The organism is Wolbachia endosymbiont of Oedothorax gibbosus, from assembly GCF_936270435.1.
Classification (GTDB): Bacteria; Pseudomonadota; Alphaproteobacteria; order Rickettsiales; family Anaplasmataceae; genus Wolbachia.
Genome location: NZ_OW370567.1, coordinates 994,219 through 1,013,541, shown reverse-complemented (window position 1 = coordinate 1,013,541; position 19,323 = coordinate 994,219). Strand labels below are relative to the sequence as shown.

General features: G+C 37.3%; 21 protein-coding genes and 5 pseudogenes. 6 read left to right on the top strand and 20 right to left on the bottom strand.

All coding sequences use genetic code 11. The features are described 5' to 3' along the window. Positions 1 to 2: 2 nt before the first annotated feature. From NBW39_RS05125 to NBW39_RS05095, 7 genes are read right to left on the bottom strand one after another with little or no spacing between them, the layout of a single operon-like run. Positions 3 to 338 carry a GPW/gp25 family protein gene (locus NBW39_RS05125; RefSeq protein WP_250294733.1) on the bottom strand — a complete coding sequence of 112 codons (336 nt, stop codon included), beginning with the start codon at positions 336 to 338 and terminating at the stop codon, positions 3 to 5. A 4-nt stretch (positions 339 to 342) separates the two neighbouring features. Beyond that, complete coding sequence (locus NBW39_RS05120) at positions 343 to 597, bottom strand: PAAR domain-containing protein (protein ID WP_250294732.1); 255 nt, start codon at positions 595 to 597, stop codon at positions 343 to 345. A 3-nt stretch (positions 598 to 600) separates the two neighbouring features. After that, complete coding sequence (locus NBW39_RS05115; protein WP_250294731.1) at positions 601 to 1,065, bottom strand: phage baseplate assembly protein V; 465 nt, start codon at positions 1,063 to 1,065, stop codon at positions 601 to 603. Further along, positions 1,052 to 1,525, bottom strand: a complete 474-nt coding sequence (locus NBW39_RS05110) for a hypothetical protein (RefSeq protein WP_250294730.1) — start codon at positions 1,523 to 1,525, stop codon at positions 1,052 to 1,054. The genes NBW39_RS05115 and NBW39_RS05110 overlap by 14 nt, the downstream gene beginning before the upstream one ends. Then, positions 1,522 to 2,037 carry a phage tail protein gene (locus NBW39_RS05105; protein ID WP_250294729.1) on the bottom strand — a complete coding sequence of 172 codons (516 nt, stop codon included), beginning with the start codon at positions 2,035 to 2,037 and terminating at the stop codon, positions 1,522 to 1,524. Before NBW39_RS05105 ends, NBW39_RS05110 begins: the two co-directional genes overlap by 4 nt. Then, a complete protein-coding gene (locus NBW39_RS05100) occupies positions 2,038 to 2,343 on the bottom strand; it encodes a head-tail joining protein (protein ID WP_250294728.1) in 306 nt (101 codons plus the stop codon). It lies immediately after the preceding gene. 42 nt (positions 2,344 to 2,385) lie between these two features. Further along, positions 2,386 to 3,258, bottom strand: a complete 873-nt coding sequence (locus NBW39_RS05095; RefSeq protein ID WP_250294632.1) for an IS982 family transposase — start codon at positions 3,256 to 3,258, stop codon at positions 2,386 to 2,388. A gap of 330 nt (positions 3,259 to 3,588) precedes the next feature. Here NBW39_RS05095 and NBW39_RS09250 point away from each other — a divergent pair. Next, positions 3,589 to 4,467, top strand: a pseudogene (locus NBW39_RS09250) (transposase). A gap of 85 nt (positions 4,468 to 4,552) precedes the next feature. Here the strand turns inward: NBW39_RS09250 and NBW39_RS05080 are convergent. The 3 pseudogenes from NBW39_RS05080 to NBW39_RS05070 all read right to left on the bottom strand — a co-directional run. Continuing rightward, positions 4,553 to 4,729 (bottom strand): annotated as a pseudogene (locus tag NBW39_RS05080) (IS66 family transposase); the annotation flags it as partial. Positions 4,730 to 4,754: 25 nt separating this feature from the next. Further along, positions 4,755 to 4,904 (bottom strand): annotated as a pseudogene (locus NBW39_RS05075) (IS110 family transposase); the annotation flags it as partial. Positions 4,905 to 4,939: 35 nt separating this feature from the next. Continuing rightward, positions 4,940 to 5,204, bottom strand: a pseudogene (locus tag NBW39_RS05070) (integrase core domain-containing protein); the annotation flags it as partial. 478 nt (positions 5,205 to 5,682) lie between these two features. Here NBW39_RS05070 and NBW39_RS05065 point away from each other — a divergent pair. Further along, positions 5,683 to 6,555, top strand: coding sequence for an IS982 family transposase (locus NBW39_RS05065; protein ID WP_250294632.1), 873 nt, complete (start codon positions 5,683 to 5,685; stop codon positions 6,553 to 6,555). Between the two features lie 183 nt (positions 6,556 to 6,738). Here the strand turns inward: NBW39_RS05065 and NBW39_RS05060 are convergent, their stop codons facing one another. The 10 genes and pseudogenes from NBW39_RS05060 to NBW39_RS05015 form a co-directional block, all read right to left on the bottom strand. Beyond that, positions 6,739 to 7,743 (bottom strand): major capsid protein, encoded by a 1,005-nt coding sequence (locus NBW39_RS05060; protein ID WP_250294726.1) that lies wholly within the window; start codon positions 7,741 to 7,743, stop codon positions 6,739 to 6,741. A gap of 57 nt (positions 7,744 to 7,800) precedes the next feature. Beyond that, the gene (locus NBW39_RS05055) at positions 7,801 to 8,172 is read right to left on the bottom strand and encodes a head decoration protein (protein ID WP_250294725.1); all 372 of its coding nucleotides are present in this window, start codon (positions 8,170 to 8,172) and stop codon (positions 7,801 to 7,803) included. Between the two features lie 72 nt (positions 8,173 to 8,244). Continuing rightward, positions 8,245 to 9,291, bottom strand: a complete 1,047-nt coding sequence (locus tag NBW39_RS05050) for a S49 family peptidase (RefSeq protein WP_250294724.1) — start codon at positions 9,289 to 9,291, stop codon at positions 8,245 to 8,247. Then, a complete protein-coding gene (locus tag NBW39_RS05045; protein WP_250295763.1) occupies positions 9,292 to 10,725 on the bottom strand; it encodes a phage portal protein in 1,434 nt (477 codons plus the stop codon). Then, on the bottom strand, positions 10,725 to 11,414 hold the full coding sequence (locus NBW39_RS05040; protein ID WP_250294723.1) for a glycoside hydrolase family 25 protein: 690 nt from the start codon (positions 11,412 to 11,414) through the stop codon (positions 10,725 to 10,727). Before NBW39_RS05040 ends, NBW39_RS05045 begins: the two co-directional genes overlap by 1 nt. Beyond that, positions 11,411 to 11,659, bottom strand: coding sequence for a gpW family head-tail joining protein (locus tag NBW39_RS05035; protein WP_250294722.1), 249 nt, complete (start codon positions 11,657 to 11,659; stop codon positions 11,411 to 11,413). The genes NBW39_RS05040 and NBW39_RS05035 overlap by 4 nt, the downstream gene beginning before the upstream one ends. A gap of 167 nt (positions 11,660 to 11,826) precedes the next feature. Next, positions 11,827 to 12,774, bottom strand: a complete 948-nt coding sequence (locus NBW39_RS05030) for an IS110 family RNA-guided transposase (RefSeq protein WP_250294721.1) — start codon at positions 12,772 to 12,774, stop codon at positions 11,827 to 11,829. Positions 12,775 to 12,980: 206 nt separating this feature from the next. Next, the gene (locus tag NBW39_RS05025) at positions 12,981 to 13,343 is read right to left on the bottom strand and encodes a DNA repair protein RadC (RefSeq protein WP_250294720.1); all 363 of its coding nucleotides are present in this window, start codon (positions 13,341 to 13,343) and stop codon (positions 12,981 to 12,983) included. Between the two features lie 152 nt (positions 13,344 to 13,495). Continuing rightward, complete coding sequence (gene wmk, locus NBW39_RS05020) at positions 13,496 to 14,386, bottom strand: WO male-killing family protein Wmk (protein ID WP_250294719.1); 891 nt, start codon at positions 14,384 to 14,386, stop codon at positions 13,496 to 13,498. A 92-nt stretch (positions 14,387 to 14,478) separates the two neighbouring features. After that, positions 14,479 to 14,672 (bottom strand): annotated as a pseudogene (locus tag NBW39_RS05015) (DNA mismatch repair endonuclease MutL); the annotation flags it as partial. Between the two features lie 779 nt (positions 14,673 to 15,451). Here NBW39_RS05015 and NBW39_RS08725 point away from each other — a divergent pair. The 4 genes from NBW39_RS08725 (at position 15,452) to NBW39_RS05000 (ending at position 19,217) form a co-directional block, all read left to right on the top strand. Then, positions 15,452 to 15,574 carry a hypothetical protein gene (locus NBW39_RS08725; RefSeq protein WP_256466289.1) on the top strand — a complete coding sequence of 41 codons (123 nt, stop codon included), beginning with the start codon at positions 15,452 to 15,454 and terminating at the stop codon, positions 15,572 to 15,574. A 43-nt stretch (positions 15,575 to 15,617) separates the two neighbouring features. Then, the gene (ltrA, locus tag NBW39_RS05010) at positions 15,618 to 16,865 is read left to right on the top strand and encodes a group II intron reverse transcriptase/maturase (RefSeq protein WP_250294718.1); all 1,248 of its coding nucleotides are present in this window, start codon (positions 15,618 to 15,620) and stop codon (positions 16,863 to 16,865) included. A 557-nt stretch (positions 16,866 to 17,422) separates the two neighbouring features. Then, positions 17,423 to 18,355: a reverse transcriptase/maturase family protein gene (locus tag NBW39_RS05005; RefSeq protein WP_250294717.1), complete on the top strand. Its 933-nt coding sequence runs from the start codon at positions 17,423 to 17,425 to the stop codon at positions 18,353 to 18,355. After that, complete coding sequence (locus tag NBW39_RS05000; protein WP_250294716.1) at positions 18,336 to 19,217, top strand: group II intron reverse transcriptase/maturase; 882 nt, start codon at positions 18,336 to 18,338, stop codon at positions 19,215 to 19,217. Before NBW39_RS05005 ends, NBW39_RS05000 begins: the two co-directional genes overlap by 20 nt. Positions 19,218 to 19,323: the final 106 nt, after the last annotated feature.

Below are 19,323 nucleotides of genomic sequence, written 5' to 3'. Positions count from 1 at the left end.
CTTTATACTACAATTCCTTCAAAATGAATATTTTTCCCATTTGGTAGATAAATACCATCTAATGAAATATTGACCTTTCCTTCTTTAACTTCAGCAATCTTTACTTTTTCTAACTTAAATCTCCTCTCAAATTTCCCCAGTGCTTCTGCTGTTGCTGCGTAAATTTCTAGTGTTAAATCCCTACTGATTGGCTTATCTACTAATTCAAATAATCGAGAACCATACTCTCTTCTCATAATACGTGATCCAATGGGAGTGGTTAAAATATCAGTAATTGATTGTTTTAAATGCTCCAAACCTTCTAATCCCTTACCTGTTTCAGCATTCATTCCCTTCATATCTTTATCCAGAAAAAACGCTGCTACTTCCTCCTATTACCTTAAATCCACAGGAAACTGTATCTCCAACTCGTGCAATACCAATACCATTCACAAATACGCTGTTTGAACCTTGCGTTAGTGTCTCTCCTATAGTCAAGATATCACCCCTACGACACACAGATCTCCCTTTCTTAAAAACATCACTACTTCCACTCATACAAACATGTGCCGGTATTCCACTGCAATAATCTCCTACACAAACGATTGCTTTACCCATATACTAGTTTAAATCTATTCTTTTTGCTTTGAGTTTTATTCCTTTTTTTGTCATCTCTATGCTTGATTCTCCTACTTTCAACGTTATTTTATCTACTACTTCAATCTCTAAATGATGTTTATCTTTATCGTATGATACCTTGCTTCCATCCTGAAACTCAAAAATATGCGCATCTTTTCGGCATTCTGAGGGAAAATACTTCTGCTGATAAATTGCTGGTAACACAACACCCAAAGACAACTCTCCCATCGGCGATAATACCATCACCTGCTCATCAATATTCGGCGCAAACCAACTTCTATCTTCTCCTGCTCTTGTCGTTATCCACGAAAGCCAATCAGTTATAAATTCTCCTACCTTTACCCGCGCTCTTGCTTTTTCATAGTCTACTTCTTTTACTAGACCTATACGAATAATATTCGCTACTTTTCTCTGTAACTCTGCAATGGCAAAATTATTTTCCAACATGCATTTCTCCCACTGCTATTTTATGTGGTTTAATTTTCCCCTCTTCCCATACTGATTTACCTAAATGAAGCTGATGACTCCAATCAACCATCCACACCAAATATGCATCTAATTCGGGTCTAAATCCATCAGGCTCCGCAGAAAGAAATTCAGCCGGAGATACATTCTTTTCCCAGGTATTCTTGTTCACTACTCTTGCTACTTCTGCTGCTAATGACCTTACAACTAACGAGGAATCCTCGACTGTTCCATCAACTACAATTCTCGCTTCAAATCTTGCTTTCAGCGCTAATTCCTCTGTTCCAGGATCTTTTCCCGATTCTAAACTCACAAGCTCTACAAATACCGCTGGCGCTACTAATTCTTTCCTTATTGTTGGATAAACCTCACAAGTTTGAATTGCTGATATTTCTTTCTTCAATATCCTGCAAATTGCTTTCTGCAACTCAGTTAAAATCATACTTTTAGTTCTAATTCACGCTCAAAATATTTCTCAAATATCCCTTCTGTTTCATAATTAACTAGCTCCTTTATTATTTTTGATGCTTCTGGCTCCAGTCCTAATTTTACCTCTTGTATTGGCAAAGCTTTTCTTCCTTCACGCCTAAAAACACCACTATTTCCTCTTGGCATAACTGCTGCAAATCCTCCTATAAATTGTTGCTTTCCTACTTTCGATCCTCTTCTTATTTTTTGTATTTTGCCAATTGTCGATGCTCTAATGTCATAGAGATTCGCTCTAATTAACACGTCTAATCTGCTAGTTTTCGCCTTAAAAATTCTTAATCTCTTTCTTATCAAACTTAATTTTATCTTCTTTTCCTCACTGATTTCCTTAGCTGCTTTTGCTTTTAACCATAGTGCTGTTTTGTTTAACGCCCTCTCCGTCGCTTTTTCCACTTTTTTCCTTTCAGCATCTATACTTTGCATAACCTTCTCAATGCTACCGCTAACCTCAACGTTGATACGCATTCACACCCCCGACGCTTGAATTTTCCATACCATTCCTGAATTGTCTTGCAGCGGTGGAGAATGTACTTTATATTTACGATCATCAATAACAAAAATATCTCCCACCATTGGCTTCAATACATCAAAAACGCTTACCTCAAGAAAAAGCATCTCCCCCACAAATTGTCCTTCACCAATTCCATATAATTTATCTGGCTGTTGCTTCAATATTTGTACCATGTATGCCTTATCCTTTGATTCATAAAACGCTTGCTCCCCAAGATGTGCAAAACAATCTTTCAATAACCTTTTAATATTTTCTTGCATTCTTCCTTTATACTTACTAAACTTCTAAACCCCAGTTATGGATTAACCAACGAAGTAAAGCTGAGAAATACAGGGCTTTTTCGATTGCATTGAATAAGAAATGAGGGTAGAAAAAATATGTACCAAGAAATTTACTGTGGATCTATGCCGAGTGTGCTCAAGTTCAAATTTGTTTTTTAGGCAGCCAAAAACCGTTTCAACAATCGATCTTTTCCCTAGTAAAATCTTCTCTTTCAGCGAAATCAGTGCATTTTTCATACCTTTTTTCACTTTAGTGACGAGTTTTAGACCTCTATCGAATAGTTTCTCAAAGAGCTCTTTCTTTATATAGCCCTTATCTCCAAACAAAAGTCCAGTTAGTTTTTTGGTTAGAGTTGGTACAGGTTTTCTGTCATCGACGTTACCTCTGGTTAGCGTAACACCTTGAATTTCACCTATTTCATTGATTACTACATGTAATTTAAAACCAAAAAACCAGCCGTAAGTATTCTTTCCTAACTCTGCTAATCCTTTGAAAACCTTATTTCTTGAGATTCTTTTTCGATGGCATACTGCTATTGAAGTAGAATCTATGTAGGAAATCCCGGTCATTTTTGCTTGTTCACAAAACCATTGCAAAAGTAATGCTAAATACCACAAAACTCGCGGCTTTAAGGCAATAAATCTGTGATATGAAGGCAGCTTTGAAAACTCTGATCTATAGAATAACTGAAGATAACAAAGATAAAAAGCCTTGAAGTTTTTACATGGTGATTTATGGTATAATAGGATTATGGTTAGAATTTCTGAGTGCGCTATTTCTGGTACTCTGGTTGGTTTTTTGCCGTTTGATAAGAACCTATTTGCAAAATTATCATCTACCGCACGACAAAAATCCTCGACGCAACAGTACAGTTCTGTAATATCTTTCTTCATGGGTAACCTCTTATTATTACTAAAATACTCGAGTTTACCCTGTTTCCCTCTTCTTAGTTATACTTTTATCTATTTTCTAATCCATAACTGAGGTTTTGAAGGTAAATTGCATAGCAAATGGTGTCATCCCAGTGCCCCCTTTCTTGTCATTCCAGCGCGTGACGCTGGAATCCAGTTTTCCATATAATCTCATCGAAAACGTTTTTCTATGCTAGTTTACAAGCAAACTTTTCTGGATCCCAGTGGGCTTTGTTGCATAGCAACCGAAAAAATCTGGCAGTTACTGACAAAATTCATTATAAAATAGCCATTTAACCTTTGAAGAAAAATATGCCACAAAAAATGAGAGTCAGTAACCAAAACGAATATAACAAATTTTTGCAAGAAAGAGGAAATATTTTTCGTTACATCGATGAAGCTATCGAAAATTGGTATGAAAATAGTCCAAAAATGCAAGGCGGCAACTATATTTATAGTGATAAAGTTGTAATTTTGGTGCATATAATCGTCAATCTTTTTAGAATTGGTTTAAGACAAACGGTAGGGTTTATAAAAGGATATTTGCAACAAATAGGAAGAAATTTGCAGCTATTCACAAGCATCAAAAGAAACTTAATATTAAGATAAATGATTGCAGAAAATAACATGGAAGATATCGAAATTGCTATAGACAGTACAGATATACAACAACACTCCTGAAGGAAAATAGCGAAGATAGAAAGTATCGCAGCTATAGAAAATTGCATGTAATGTTGAATATATAGCTGTAAAATACAGTAACGGTCTGATCACTATGGAGCTTGTGATTTGCTTAAAGAAGTTCATGCCATAAAAGCACTATATGCAGATAGGGCATATGATAGGCACAAGTTTTATAAATTGTGTAACGAATATGATATAAAGGCAAAAATTCCACCAATAAACAATGCGGCAGAACATCCAGAAATAGATTATATGTCTGACAGAAATGCTGCTATTAGATTAATAAAATTATACGGTGAAGATGGCGTGAAAGAATGGAAAAAGAAAGTAAATTATGGGAAAAGATCTTATGTAGAAGGTTTTTTCTCGCGACTGAAACAAACATTCTGGTTTAGTTTTCGGAACAAATCTGAGGTTAATCGTGAGAAGGAACTGCGACTCAAGTGTTATTTGCTCAATAAATTCACTGACATTGGTATGCGAAATGGCTACATGAATTTATCGTAAATTACTACCAGTATAAGGTGCGATGCAACAAAGCCATGCCAGACTGGGATGACAAGAAAGGGAGCACTGGAATTTTTGTTTCAGCATTAGCCATGCATCTGAACAGATACATTGCTTCAGGTAGGTAAAATATCTCCTTCAAGTAATACCTTGTACGTTTTCGCAATTTTCTGGCACGTCTGGCAAATCTAAAAACATCTATCTCATTTTTTAACAGAGCTTTTTTCAGTGCAAACAACTCAGCAGCAACATTTCTTAACCAGAACTTTGACTTCAACTATGCGCTTCTAAGAAACTCCCTCAACTAGTTCATCTTTTTGAACTAAGATGTAGCCAAATTCCTGTGCTTTTTTGATCAAGTTTTTTTTAACTCTCTCTTTGTAACGTGTTTCATAATAGTTCATTCCTTTTTCAATATATTCTTGCCCATACTTTAGCTGTAATAGTTTAGACTTGATCTGACAGGCGTGAATTAACTGACAGAAGAATTGACAAAGTCAAAACCAAAATCAGCATCCTGTTTAATGCTATCAATATTTTTCTGATAAGCAATATGCATACTATCAAAAAAGGTTTGCATAGGATAGCAATATTTACCTGAATGCGGTCTAGATCTATTGTAAGAATGCACCCAATGGTCTACATCTAACTGAAGTTCTGCCAAAGAGGTGTAAATTTTCTTTCTAAAGATAATATTGATCTTGCATAGTTCTGTGGAACCTTTCACATATGCCATGCTTCGGAGTTGTTGGTAAGTGCACTTACAGTTTTACTTGTAATCATCTGCTTTCCTACCTTAAGTGGTTGACAAAGTTTCTTGTCACGAAGGACCAAATGGAAGTCTGCTCGTTTTCACGCGAATTAATGTCTATCCATTTCATTACAAACTGGCATTCGCTTTCTCCATTATCCTTTACCTGCACCTTCATCAGCATTCCTTGCGGTTTGCTTGCCATATAGGCGAAATACAGGCTTACCCTGTTCCTTCTATCATACAACAGTGGGTTAGGTGGCTTCTCTATACCGGTGATTTGCGTACATCCAGAAATGAAAAATGTCACATTACCTTTTGGTCAGAGCTTGTCAGCATCTTTAGCTCTTTCGTAATTACGATACTTATGACCTCAGTTATGGATTAGAAAATAGATAAAAGTATAACTAAGAAGAGGGAAACAGGGTAAACTCGAGTATTTTAGTAATAATAAGAGGTTACCCATGAAGAAAGATATTACAGAACTGTACTGTTGCGTCGAGGATTTTTGTCGTGCGGTAGATGATAATTTTGCAAATAGGTTCTTATCAAACGGCAAAAAACCAACCAGAGTACCAGAAATAGCGCACTCAGAAATTCTAACCATAATCCTATTATACCATAAATCACCATGTAAAAACTTCAAGGCTTTTTATCTTTGTTATCTTCAGTTATTCTATAGATCAGAGTTTTCAAAGCTGCCTTCATATCACAGATTTATTGCCTTAAAGCCGCGAGTTTTGTGGTATTTAGCATTACTTTTGCAATGGTTTTGTGAACAAGCAAAAATGACCGGGATTTCCTACATAGATTCTACTTCAATAGCAGTATGCCATCGAAAAAGAATCTCAAGAAATAAGGTTTTCAAAGGATTAGCAGAGTTAGGAAAGAATACTTACGGCTGGTTTTTTGGTTTTAAATTACATGTAGTAATCAATGAAATAGGTGAAATTCAAGGTGTTACGCTAACCAGAGGTAACGTCGATGACAGAAAACCTGTACCAACTCTAACCAAAAAACTAACTGGACTTTTGTTTGGAGATAAGGGCTATATAAAGAAAGAGCTCTTTGAGAAACTATTCGATAGAGGTCTAAAACTCGTCACTAAAGTGAAAAAAGGTATGAAAAATGCACTGATTTCGCTGAAAGAGAAGATTTTACTAGGGAAAAGATCGATTGTTGAAACGGTTTTTGGCTGCCTAAAAAACAAATTTGAACTTGAGCACACTCGGCATAGATCCACAGTAAATTTCTTGGTACATATTTTTTCTACCCTCATTTCTTATTCAATGCAATCGAAAAAGCCCTGTATTTCTCAGCTTTACTTCGTTGGTTAATCCATAACTGGGGTTCTAAAGCTTGTGTAGGCAACTTTTTCGTACCTCCTTTCTTGTAGTTGCTCCGTCTACACAAACCATTTGCATACCTTACCTTTATATAGTAACTTAAGAAGCACGCTAAGAAAGTGGCTACATTGGTAGGAGAGTTTGATTAAAGTCATTCTCTCCCTCTTAGCTCTTCTATGCTGTAACGATTTTTACTAATATTCCCGGACGATGGCACATTGGCAGAGGGTTGGATTGGGTGTGAAGGTCAGTCCCTCTATCAAATCTTCTTGGCTCCTGTTTTGCATATAGTGGTTGTCCAAGAGTATTCACTGTTTCATTAAAGTCTGCTGGTGCAAAATATGTCGTAAACGTACTTGCTGTTCCTAATGGAAAACAGTGCCCTGTATCTCTTTCTATAAATCTTCTTACAGTTCCTTCAGGGTCGGTTGCTTGTCCTCTATACTCCTCAAACGTTATTCCACAGAACGTAAATCCTGACCTCATGTCGTTCCTTAATGCTGCTCCTTCTTGCCATCTCTCATATGCTTCTTTTACTTTGCTATGCGATGTTAATGCGTCAAAAAACTCTGGACTTACCAGCGCATGAATCCCAGTCATATATTCACCACTTAAGTTGTCCTCAACATGGCGCAATACTTCCAAACACTTACGCTTTACATCGGTGGTTGCAGTTCCTAGCGCAAAATTTACTACTTTTGGCGTAATTTCAAATTCGTTGTACAGATTTAATAATTCACTGCCATCTGCGTCCAGAATAATTCCTTTGAGTGCTCCCATTCGCAGATGTTCTAACGTTATTGCATGTTTGTTTCTCATTAGCTGTAAATGGTCAGTTATTACATCTGCCAGCGCTTTAAGTTCACTTTCTGATCCAAATGCTCTTATTCCCTGTACTTCCTCTGGCAGCACTACATCATCATGGGGAATATGTGGAATTGTGAATGTTCTTACTTTCCGTTTTCCTCGTTTTCCCACTGTTGCTGGTGCTCCTGGCACTTGCGTTGGTAATAAACTCAATACTCCGTGGTGTTCTTCTATCGTAATATGACGAAATCTTACCGACCTACTTGGAAATAAATTTAAATTTTCTGTTCGACCATAATTTATCGGCAATATGTTCATTGCATTTGTTAATGCTGTCATACTAAATGCCGGATTTGTAAATGGATTTTGCATGTTTTTCCCCTTTAATGCTGTGTGTTTTAAGTTGGTTTTGCTCTTCAGTTGAGCAGTTTAAATTCCCCTACGAATGATAATGCCCCGCGCTTCAAGTTGCTTTATTGCTGCAGCTTTCTGCTCTTCAGTGATATTTGCTGGCCACACCACTGCATGATCTGCTAACATTGCTATACGTGTAATGATTACTGCTTTGGTGTTTTCTATTGCATTTACGTCACTTGTTATTACACCTATTGCTGTTTGTGTGCCATCTGTTGCTGCTGGATTAAGTACCCTAATAAAACCATCGTCTGTCTTCTTCGCAACTACTGCACCAAGCTTAATATTTTGACCTTTTGCTACTGTTACTTGGTCTCTTGAATATAGACTTGATGCCTCATATTTCAGAAGATCGCCTAAATTATTTCCTTCACTTATACTTTTCATACCTTTTCTCTCCTTTTTTTATTTTTTACCGCCATATTTGTGGTTGTTATACACGGCGGTTATACAAATACTTTAAATACCTGATTGCACACGACTTTTCGCTACCTGCATCATCAACTCTTCTCCTGAATTCTGTGGTATTGTACTTAGTATCTCCGTCTTCTTCGTTCTCTCCGCCAGTATCGACATTAATATCTCTTGGGCTTGCTTTGCATTTACATCCTGTTCAATAAATTCTCCTATCTTTTCTGGCATCTTTGATAAATTACATAAACGTATTAATTCAAGAACTTCAGTACGATACTTAGTTAAATTATCAGTTTCTAGGTCAGTTGTAGTTTGTTCATTCATAGTAATACTCCTATTTTTATTAATAGATGAAAAAATTGTAATTCCATCAGCAAGTCCTATCTCTATTGCTTTTTCTCCAAAATATAACCCTGCTTCGGTTGATTTGATTCTTTCCATGGACAAATTTCGGTTTCTTGCTATTAGCTGGACAAACATCTCATATAGGCGATTTACCTCTCCTTCCAAGCTTTCCAGACTTTCAGACGTTATCGGCTCATGCGGATTTAAATCGTTTTTTCTCTTTCCTGCAAATACTGTGGTATATTTTACCCCCTGTTTTTCATCAAACTCACTTTGATCTATATGGCTTGCTATTACTCCAATGCTTCCTACTCCTGAAGTTCTGCTCACAAATACCTTTTCAGCGCTAGAAGCTATAGCGTACGCAGCAGAGTAAGCATCATCATTTGCTATCGCCACAATCCTCTTTTTTGTCCTTGCTTCGTAAATAAAGTCAGAAAGGTCGAATATACCGTTTACTTCCCCTCCGGGGCTGTCTATGTCCAAAATTATTGTTTCTACTTCTTCATCTATTAAAGCTTCCTCTATCTTTTCACGTATCTTCTCATACGATGTCATCCCCAACACATCATCAAAAGCTTCTGACTTTTTCGTCAAGATTCCATGTATTGGTATTACTTTTATTCCACTTTCACTATTTCTTGTTACATGTTTTATGTTTTTGAAAATCGGCTGCTTTTTTGCATGTAATGACAATAGATCAAAACTTCTCTGCTCTATCATCATTGGCTTGTTAATCCAAGTCATTTATATTATCTCAGTATTAGTATTAAAATTACCTTGCACGTCAGAATCAAAACTTAAGCCCAGTTCACTTGCACGTCTTTGATCTTCAGCAATTTCCTGATCAATTTCTTCTACATCGTAACCTAGCTCTGAAACTACTTCTGACCTACTCTTAAACCCATTTCTTACCGCCATTTGCTGTGCTTGCTGATCTTTCAGCGGGTCTACCCAATCAAACCCTTGCGCTATCCATTTTACCTCTTTTGCCCCTTTTTTTGTCCATTCTTCTCCTATATCGAGTTCTCCGGAGAGTAGGGCTAATTCTAACCACCTATCCCATACTGGACGGCAAAATTGAAATACTAACACATTATGTTGTAACATCGCGCACCTCCGGCGAAACTCTATTAACCCTGCTCGGATTGATGAATAATTGACACCACTTAGATCTCCTGTTAGCTGCTCATACGTTATCCCCATACCTACTGCTATTGCTCTGAGCTGCTGTTTCATAAATGCTTCATAGCTTCCCCCAACATCTGATGGTTCCGAAAATTTGATATCTTCTCCTGGATCTAAAAGTTGCATAGTCCCAGGTTCTAAGCCTGACAGCGCTACTCCATGCTCATTTGCTTCACCTTCTCCTAAAATATTTGCTTCTGGATCAAGTCTCGTAATAAACCCTGCAAACATCGCTGCTGTCTTCTTTCTCACTAATTCCGCATCGTCATATTGATCAAGTTCGTAGAGTTTGAGTAGTACTGTAGAAAGCCACGGTACTCCTCGAATTTGCCCAGGTCTAAGTGGTTTATAGATATGTAAAACATCGTTTGCTGGCACTCTCACTGATTCGCCAAACGAGCCTTCTCCTGGATGTTCTCTAAACAGGTAGTACGCTTCTCTTTGCCCAAGTCGGTTAAATTCAATGCCATTGCGAATTACATTACCATTGCCGAGCGTCTGATTGCTTTTATTATCTAAATGCTCTGATTCAAGTACTTGCAGTTGCAACGGTACACAAAGACCATCTTCTCGTTTTCTTGTTCTCAGCCGTACAAAACATTCCCCTCCCTCTATCATGCTCCTACAGACCAAAGCTTGTAACCCATAAAAATCATTTATCCCACTGCTGTCTGCTTCATCTGTCCATCTCAGCCATAACTCTTGCACTTTTTTCCGAAACTCTGCATCTTTCGCCTTTGACTGCGGCTTTATTCCTGTCCCAACAGAGTTACTTACTATCGTATCGATGATGTTTGCTGCATAGGAGTTCTTTCTTACCATATCACGAGAGCGGCTACGTAAGTGCTCAAGGCTTTGAGACAGCAAATTATTTATGCTTCCTGACTCTCCCTGCCAATACATCACTCTTCTTCCTGATCCTGCAGCGTCCCAGGCTGAGCTTTTTGGTTTTGGTGATTTGTGGAATAATTGTTTGAATGATTTCAATAACATCATGATATCCAAAAATCTTTCAGTTCTTCCAACGTCCCATTGAATTTATTTCGATCACATGGTCCTATGCCTTCTACTGAATTTGGTTTAGGACCTGTTTGACCGTCGGTATATTGCCATAAAGTCCAGTTTTTCCAGCCTATCGGTAATGTTGGCTCTGCTCCCCATTTTGCTAGCCATAGTGGACATTCTGTTAAAGTTGGGGTAGCAAAATCTTTGAGAAAATACGCATTTCCGTAAATCAGTGGCAAACGTCCGGTTATTAAATAAACCCTGTTAACGAAGTCTTCAGCTTGTTTTGGCGTTATATTCTTTCCACTCTTATTTTCTTCTATATCAAGCGCTAGTAATACTTCAGCATCATCTCCAACTGTTTCCAAAAAATGCTCAGCTTGGTCTTTTCCGTTTTCTCCTACTCCAAAATGGTATGCTCCCCAGAGAATTCCTTCTTCCTCAGCAGCTTTTTTTCTTTCCACGTATGTTGGATCTATGTACTTTAACCCCTGCGTTGCTTTATGAATAACTCCCAATATTCCATCTTCTTTTGCTAATTTAAAATCCACGTTCGTCTCCCAATGTGAGAGGTCTACCACTACATTTACAAGCATTCCTGGCGTAGCAGTAGCTATCATATATCTCAAATGCTCTAGAAAATCTGGGTATCCATTTTCTACCATGCAACTTCTCATACCACTCCTTTATTCGTTGAAATAACAATTTTTCTCTTCACTGCGACTTTCAATTCAGATTTAATGCGTTGTCTTAAGTCCAATAGATCTTTTATCTGAACTTCTCCATACCTAACCACATGGTCACCATATGCAATCGATACTACTCTCTCTCCGCTCTGTAGCTTCTTTATCGCTTCTTCTACTTGAGTTAAATCAACTATGTTTTTTTTTAATTTTTCATTTGTATAATTTTGCAACTTCATATAGATAATAAAAACCCGTTTGTCATAGAAACAGAATTCTATATCAAACAGCTACTACAACAATTCCTGCTTAAGCCAATGAATATGTGAATAAGTACTTTAAGTCTGTGTGGACGTACTTATTCACAATATTCATTAACTCATTTCAGTTACTGCTATGTAAATTTTTAAATATTCACATTGACTGCTTCTTTAAGTCTTGCATTAGCAATTACTATAATTTTACGCATTAGAGCTGTTATAGCTACCATCTTCTTCTTACCACTTTCAACAAGCTTGGAATAAAAGGCACCAAGTACAGATTTAGACCTTGCAGCAGACATGGCAGCTGTAAAGAGCTTTGAACGAATATTACTTCTACCGCCTATAATCCTTCGGTAACCAACAGCTTTACCACTTTCCTTAGGATGAGGTGCAACTCCAGCAAGACTTGCTACTTCTCTTCTGCCTAAATAACCAAGCTCTGGCATTAAACACAGAAAATCTTGAGATAACTTTGAACCTATTCCAGGAACCGTTTTAAGGATTTTTTGACGTTGTTGTAACTCACGGCTTTCATCAATAATTTTTTGTATAGTATTATTGAGTTCATCTATTTGACTATTAAAGAATTCTATAGTTTTTTGACAACTTTCCTTTATATGATCATTTTCCGGTGCTTCTAGTCTGCATTTTTCTTGAGCTCTCATTTGCGTAATGTCATCACGACGTTGACAAAGTGCAACCAGGGTTGATTGTTCTTTTGATGTAGGTACAAATAGAGAGAGAGTTCTATGGCGTTCAAATCCATATTGAGCAAGAGCCCTCGCATCTGATTTATCAGACTTTGCTACAGTTCCGTGAGACAAGATAAAGCTTTTTACTTTACGAGTATTAGCTCGATGTACTGCAATATTCTTGTCAATAAGAAAATGTGACAAACCAAGCTCATATTTTCCTGTGTTTTCCAAAGTTACTAAAGAATTAGGTAGAATATCTGAAAACTTTTGAAATAATTGTTGCCAACCATCAGAATCATTGTCAAATTTGACAGCGTTCTTCTGTTTGTGAATTGCAACGACATTTTTAAATTTTCCGATGTCAATGCCAATAAAATTTTGATAAGATGTAACCATAATAAACCTCGATAGTTTTAGTTAATTTAAGATTGTAAACGGGTGCATATATATGTCCCAAGCAACTATTCAAACGTATCGAGAGATGGGCTAGTGTACCTTGATTTAAACGGTTGTAGTACCAATATTCTTCCGGTCGCACACGCCCATGATAGTCCTATTCCTATAGTGAGTAGGGCTATCTTTCCCTCTTATCCTCTTTTATATCACATTTTCAACTTACAATATTCTACGAGCTTTTCTAAGTTACCACCTATTACTGGTCCTTTCTTTAACTCTTCTCTCGGCACCCTCTTTAAAGCTTCCTTAAGACATAAAATTGCTGTAACTGTAGAGTCGGTTACCCCTTCTATAGTTTTCAGGTCATCTATTTCCAGACTTGAAATCCTTCCTATTCCTTTAAAACGATCCATTAGCCTTTCAGCAATAATGCTAGCTTCGACCCCATCATGCGCTCCACTCAGAAACGTTTCTATTATTTCACGATCTAGTAAAGCATGTCCTTTGCTTACCAATGCTCTGAACTCTATTTCTTCTCTACGATCTTTACTTTTATTGTTATTATTCATATAATATATCCTTCACTAATAATAAATTATTTTTAAATGTTTACTGCTATTTTTTAGCAGTATTGGCATAAAGCCATAGCTTTCGGGTGAAGTCAAATCAATTTTTTAATTTTTTTTTGTTTATTTTTTTATGGAAATATAAAAGATCTTACTTAAAACTTATGGCCAGTCGTTTGCGAGATAATATCAACAGAAATTCCTTCTTTGATTAAATTCCTTGCAACTTCAACCTTCTTTGCTTCTCTAATCTTTTCATTACAAACATGTATGCCTTCAAACAAAGATTTGATCAGCACATCTCGTAACTCCTGGCTCTCAATCTTTTTGTATTCTTCTATCAAATTTGATAACCCAACTTCGCTATTTTCATCTTCTGTTGATTCGGGAAGTAGATCTATGATACTGATTGATAATACCTTTGCTATTTCATCTAATGTTTCAAGTGAAACGGCAGCTCGCCCTTGTTCATATTCGTATATCCTTTGATTTGTTATGCCGACTTTGTTTGCTAAATCTTCTTGGGTATACTCTCGTCTCAACCTCCACTCTTTTATCCTTTGCCCTACTTTATACGGAATAGAAATCTTCTTCTCTTCATATTCACTAATAGATAAATTGGTTGTTCGAGAGATAACGTGAGCAGAAACTCCTGCCTTAACTAAACCCCTTGCTACTTCTATTTTCACCGCTTTTCCGCTTCTTTCCTCACTAATACGGATGAATCTGGTTAATAAGTAAAACGTTTCGCGTAATTCTTGATCCTTAATTTCTTTATGTCTTCTTACTATCTCTTCTTCCTCATACCTTTTTGATACTTCTTGTCCGCAAGCTAGATCTCTAGCAGTTGTTGATAATGCTTCTGCTAACTCATATAATTTGTTAATTGAAATTCTACGTGTTCCTTTTTCATATTGTAGTATGACCTGATATTTTGTACCGATTTTACTTGCTAAATCCTTTTGAGTGTAACCCTTCGCTAGCCTACAACTTCTTACTTTCTGTCCTACTTTGTAGTCTAAAAAATTAGGGTTATTAGCAGCCACTCTTTATCTACAAAACAAATATTTACATTCTATACTGACTCCTTAATAACTAGAAGAACTATCTCAATAAAGATCACTTCAACAAGTTTAATCTATCTTCTTTCAAACAATTTTTCTATATCACTTAGTTTCATTTCTATATACGTTGGTCTTCCGTGATCAGCATACGGTGTTTCTTCCATTCGTCTCAGTAGCTCGTTCATTTCCTCTAATTTCTCCCTTCTCGAATTGATCCATGGCATGCAATGGTAGCTAACACTTTTTCTTCTACTGGCAATGTATCTTCTTTTTGTCCATACTAATAGGATATAATAAAATTTGCTACTGAAATGTTGACATTAAGTTTCAAGATCTTTATCATGTAAAGGTGTGAGAGGTTAATCTCGCGATGTTAGGTAATTGAGCTTTTGGGCTCGTATTTTTATTAGGAGGTTACACCAAAATAAGTGTTTTTAAAGCTCTTTATAGCTACTGAATCTATGAATTCATTTGCTGGCGTTTTTAGGCGCTTTATGAGGGAGTTATAGAAAGATGTACAAAAGGACGTCTAAAGCAGAAGATGCTATTCTTAGGCCATCTTTGACAGTCGTTTTTTTCTCTAACATACCCAAAGTTTAAAAAAATAAGATTTAAACACAAGAGTTGAATATTTCTTCAGAATTGTGTATAATTATTAATGCTTTTTGTGTGCCGTAGAGACACAAGGAATGTTCAGGAAAGAGCAAACTAAGTGCGAAAGCTGCACAATAGATGAGGGTGGGCCCCTCGGAGCCGGTTTACAAGAGCAGGCTTCAAACAACCATAAGCTGCTTTGGTAAAGAGCCAAGGTAGTGAGCGTTATGGAAAAGGCGTAATTATGCGTCATGTGTGAAATAGAGAGATGAACGCAAGTGAACCACTGATTACACGTCGAAAGGTAATGCGATGATGTCAAAACCAGGGGAGAAAAAGTAACTTGGGATAAGCCTATCGGGAACTTGTCTACTGGGTAGGTGGCATCCGGCATATAGGTGGCATGAACCTATTTCAGGCTATTGTGTGGAACTATGGGAACCTGTCGTTTCGATGATAAGGGAGAAGTCCAAGGAGCTGAACTCTAAGGAAGAGAGTACTGATGCGAAAAACAGGGGCGGATTAGCTCGTAGTAGTGAAGAAGTTTTTGTAATGGAAATGGAGCGAAGGGGCTGAGTTATTTAGTTTTAATTATTTATCAACCGAAAGGGAAGAGTTAATGAATAAAACAAAATCTTTTGACATACCAAAGCAACTGATTTGGAAAGCTTATAAACAAGTATCCAAAAACAGAGGTGCGGCAGGTGTAGATGAGGTCTCGATAACAAAGTTTGAAGAAAATCTAAAAGATAATCTATACAAACTGTGGAATCGGATGTCATCCGGAAGTTATTTTCCAGAACCAGTAAAAGCTGTTGCGATACCAAAAGATACAGGAGGACAAAGAACTTTATGTGTTCCTTCAGTATTCGACAGGATAGGGCAAACAGCAGCTACTATGTATCTCGAACCGTTAGTAGAGCAGGAATTTCACGAAGATTCGTATGGTTATAGACCAAACAAGTCTGCACTGGATGCGGTAAGTACAGCGTGTAAGAGATGTTGGAGAAGTGATTGGACGATAGATCTTGATATTTCTGGATTTTTCGACAATCTGGATCATGTGTTAGCACTGCAAACTATCAAGAAGCATACAGATTGCAAGTGGGTCATACTGTACGTGGAAAGGTGGATGAAAGCCCCGATTCAACTAGCAGATGGCAGTAAGGTAGTTAGGAATAAGGGAGTTCCACAAGGAGGTTCTGTAAGCCCAATCATTTCTAACATATTTATGCATCATGCATTTGATATGTGGATGAGGCAAAACTACCCAACAATACCATTTGAGAGATATGTAGATGATGCAATGGTGCACTGTAAAACCCAGAGACAGGCAAAATTCATAAAAGACAAGATCGAAGAAAGATTGGCTGAGTTTAAGCTAAAATTACATCCTGAAAAGACACAAATAGTGTACTGTAAGGATGACAATAGGAGAGATGAGTTTCCAATACAGAGCTTTGACTTTCTGGGTTACACGTTCAGACCTAGACTGGCAAAGAACAATAAAATAGGAAACTATTTTGTCTCATTTCTACCTGCAATTAGCAACAAAGCCAAGAAGAAGATCAACCAAACCATAAGGTCATGGAAAATACGTAGGCAAACATATACAACACTAGAGAAAATATCAAAGAAAATAAATCCTATAGTCCGAGGCTGGTATCAGTACTATGGCAGGTTTTATAAATCAGAGATGTATCCATCTCTCAGAAATGTAGAGTGGCACCTAGTAGGATGGGTCAGAGCCAAATATAAGAAACTTCGAAATCATGGAAGACTAGCAAAGCAATTTCTAGCAAAAGTGAGAAAGAGGTCTCCAAATATTTTCTATCACTGGACACTAGGATTGGGATCAAAAGGCTGAATAACGGGAGCTGTATAAATCGAGAGGGTGCGCCGTGGCACGCATTAAGAAATACTTAGCAGAGCTAAGCGGGGTTCAGAATAAATGGCCTCGAGGTGAACAACTAACTTTAACCCGAAAGGGGAGGAGGACAAGAGCATGTATGTAAAGCGAGAGTTGTCTGAAGATGTGTAAGATAACGGCTTGCAACACCTGATCAATATGGTTAAAGCTAAACTGCTTGAATTCTAATCTTCAGGGGTGGGACTTCACATCCATGGGTATCACATTTAAAACCCCATGTCTACAGTAAGCACAGATTAAACTTTCGTTTGTGCGACATTCTGGCTGTAGAACGATAAGTAGTGAACTTATTTAAGAGGATGAATGGAAAACCTAAGTTGATCTAGAACAGTTCTTAGTGACGGAACATGGGATGACCTAAGGAACGCGAGTTCTATGGTTACGGAGTCATCGTAGTAGTCGTGGAAGTAACGAACCACCGGGGAATGTGGGAGAGCCACATACAGGGCAAAGGGTGACAGATAATTGAATGTTGAAATTGGGAGGTACGCAAGATGCGGAAAGCTGAAACAATACTTAACATTATACGTGAACGCGGACAAAGAAATCTGCCGGTTAAAAACGTATATCGCCTACTTTATCAGCGTGATCTTTACCTTCAAGCGTATGGTAAACTTTGTCGTAATAAAGGTGCTATGACAGAAGGTGTAACTGCTGAAACAGTTAATGGTATGTCTTTGGAGAAAATTGATAAAATCATAGAGGATTTACGCTATGAACGATATCGATGGATACCAGTAAAACGTATCTACATTTTAAAGAAGAGCGGTAAACGAAGGCCGTTAGGATTGCCAACATGGTCAAACAAGTTACTTCAAGAAGTAATCCGATTAATATTGGAAGCCTATTATGAGTCTAAATTTAGTGAGTGTTCACATGGATTCCGGCCAAAGCGTGGATGCCATACTGCATTAAAAGCAGTAACGCAAAAAGGCAGAGGTACAAAATGGTTTATAGAAGGGGATCTCAGAGCATGTTATGACTCAATTGATCATACCATATTGTTAAAAATACTGAGTGAAAGCTTTCAAGACAACCGTTTTATCCAACTAATCAATCGACTGCTAAAAGCAGGATATATGGAAAATTGGAAGTACAATAAGAGTCACAGTGGAGTACCACAGGGCTCTATTATTGGTCCAATTCTGAGTAACATATTACTCGATCGGTTAGATAAACATGTGGAACATACATTAATACCAGCAAATAACCGAGGTAAGCGAAGAAGGACAAACCCAAAATATTTAAGGTTAACCAAGCAAGTATCGATGATGAGAAAACAAGGGAATTGGGAGCAAGTAAGGCAACTGCGCCAATTAGTGCAGAGTATGCCATCTAAGGACTCTTGTGATCAAAATTATCGACGTCTTTGGTATGTTAGGTATGCTGATGATGTTCTGGTAGGGTTTGCAGGACCAAAAAAATGAAGCTGAACAAATTAAAAATGAGATTGCTAGATTCCTCAATGAGGAGCTCAAACTTATGCTTAATGAAGATAAAACGCTTATTACACACGCATGTGATAGCAAAGCCAATTTTTTGGGTTATGAAATACACGTCTTGCATGCAGATGATAAACATGATCATCGGACACAGCGGTGTATTAACGGTAGTGTTGGCTTACGTGTACCACACCATATAAAGCAGAAAAAGTGTTCTGAATATATGCGTTGTGGAAAGCCTATACATTTACCTCAACGTACAATTGATACAGCTTACAGTATTGTTGCTCAGTATCAAACTGAATATCGAGGAATTGTACAATACTACAAAATGGCCTACAACCTTCACACACTAAGTTATCTGAAGTATGTGATGGAAGTATCATTAGTAAAGACTTTAGCATCTAAATACAAAACAACTTGCAGGAAAATTTATAGAAAATTTGGTGCGATGATTGAAAACGATGAAGGTGAAAAACGAAAAGTCATCCAAATCAGAGTAGATCGTTTACCATCAAAGATACCATTAATTACACACTTTGGTGCTGTGTCGCTAAAATGGAATAAATGGGTAAGCATAAGTGATAACCTTATACCAATATGGAATAAGCGTAGTGAAATAGAGCAAAGACTATTGGCACAAACTTGTGAATTATGTAAATCACAAGAGCAGATTGAGGTACACCATGTACGTAAACTTGCTGATCTACGAAGTAAGAGTAATGTTGAACTACCTGAATGGAAGAAAAGAATGATTGAACGACAGAGAAAAACTCTTGTTGTTTGTCATGAATGCCATAAGAAAATCCAATATGGGAAATATGATGGTGATTCCTTAAAACGTTAGATTATTGGAGAGCCACGTGATACGGAAACGGTCATGCGTGGTTCGGAGAGAGGCTGTTGGAAAAGTGCTTAATAGTAACTCGCTGGCTGCCTACTCTACTTTACGT

Excerpts from the sequence above, each read along its gene's own strand:
- NBW39_RS05125 (WP_250294733.1), bottom strand. The coding sequence starts at position 338 with ATGAAGGGAATGAATGCTGAAACAGGTAAGGGATTAGAAGGTTTGGAG.
- NBW39_RS05120 (WP_250294732.1), bottom strand. The coding sequence starts at position 597 with ATGGGTAAAGCAATCGTTTGTGTAGGAGATTATTGCAGTGGAATACCG.
- NBW39_RS05115 (WP_250294731.1), bottom strand. The coding sequence starts at position 1,065 with ATGTTGGAAAATAATTTTGCCATTGCAGAGTTACAGAGAAAAGTAGCG.
- NBW39_RS05110 (WP_250294730.1), bottom strand. The coding sequence starts at position 1,525 with ATGATTTTAACTGAGTTGCAGAAAGCAATTTGCAGGATATTGAAGAAA.
- NBW39_RS05105 (WP_250294729.1), bottom strand. The coding sequence starts at position 2,037 with ATGCGTATCAACGTTGAGGTTAGCGGTAGCATTGAGAAGGTTATGCAA.
- NBW39_RS05100 (WP_250294728.1), bottom strand. The coding sequence starts at position 2,343 with ATGCAAGAAAATATTAAAAGGTTATTGAAAGATTGTTTTGCACATCTT.
- NBW39_RS05095 (WP_250294632.1), bottom strand. The coding sequence starts at position 3,258 with ATGAAGAAAGATATTACAGAACTGTACTGTTGCGTCGAGGATTTTTGT.
- NBW39_RS05065 (WP_250294632.1), top strand. The coding sequence starts at position 5,683 with ATGAAGAAAGATATTACAGAACTGTACTGTTGCGTCGAGGATTTTTGT.
- NBW39_RS05060 (WP_250294726.1), bottom strand. The coding sequence starts at position 7,743 with ATGCAAAATCCATTTACAAATCCGGCATTTAGTATGACAGCATTAACA.
- NBW39_RS05055 (WP_250294725.1), bottom strand. The coding sequence starts at position 8,172 with ATGAAAAGTATAAGTGAAGGAAATAATTTAGGCGATCTTCTGAAATAT.
- NBW39_RS05050 (WP_250294724.1), bottom strand. The coding sequence starts at position 9,291 with ATGACTTGGATTAACAAGCCAATGATGATAGAGCAGAGAAGTTTTGAT.
- NBW39_RS05045 (WP_250295763.1), bottom strand. The coding sequence starts at position 10,725 with ATGTTATTGAAATCATTCAAACAATTATTCCACAAATCACCAAAACCA.
- NBW39_RS05040 (WP_250294723.1), bottom strand. The coding sequence starts at position 11,414 with ATGAGAAGTTGCATGGTAGAAAATGGATACCCAGATTTTCTAGAGCAT.
- NBW39_RS05035 (WP_250294722.1), bottom strand. The coding sequence starts at position 11,659 with ATGAAGTTGCAAAATTATACAAATGAAAAATTAAAAAAAAACATAGTT.
- NBW39_RS05030 (WP_250294721.1), bottom strand. The coding sequence starts at position 12,774 with ATGGTTACATCTTATCAAAATTTTATTGGCATTGACATCGGAAAATTT.
- NBW39_RS05025 (WP_250294720.1), bottom strand. The coding sequence starts at position 13,343 with ATGAATAATAACAATAAAAGTAAAGATCGTAGAGAAGAAATAGAGTTC.
- NBW39_RS08725 (WP_256466289.1), top strand. The coding sequence starts at position 15,452 with ATGATAAGGGAGAAGTCCAAGGAGCTGAACTCTAAGGAAGAGAGTACT.
- ltrA (WP_250294718.1), top strand. The coding sequence starts at position 15,618 with ATGAATAAAACAAAATCTTTTGACATACCAAAGCAACTGATTTGGAAA.
- NBW39_RS05005 (WP_250294717.1), top strand. The coding sequence starts at position 17,423 with ATGCGGAAAGCTGAAACAATACTTAACATTATACGTGAACGCGGACAA.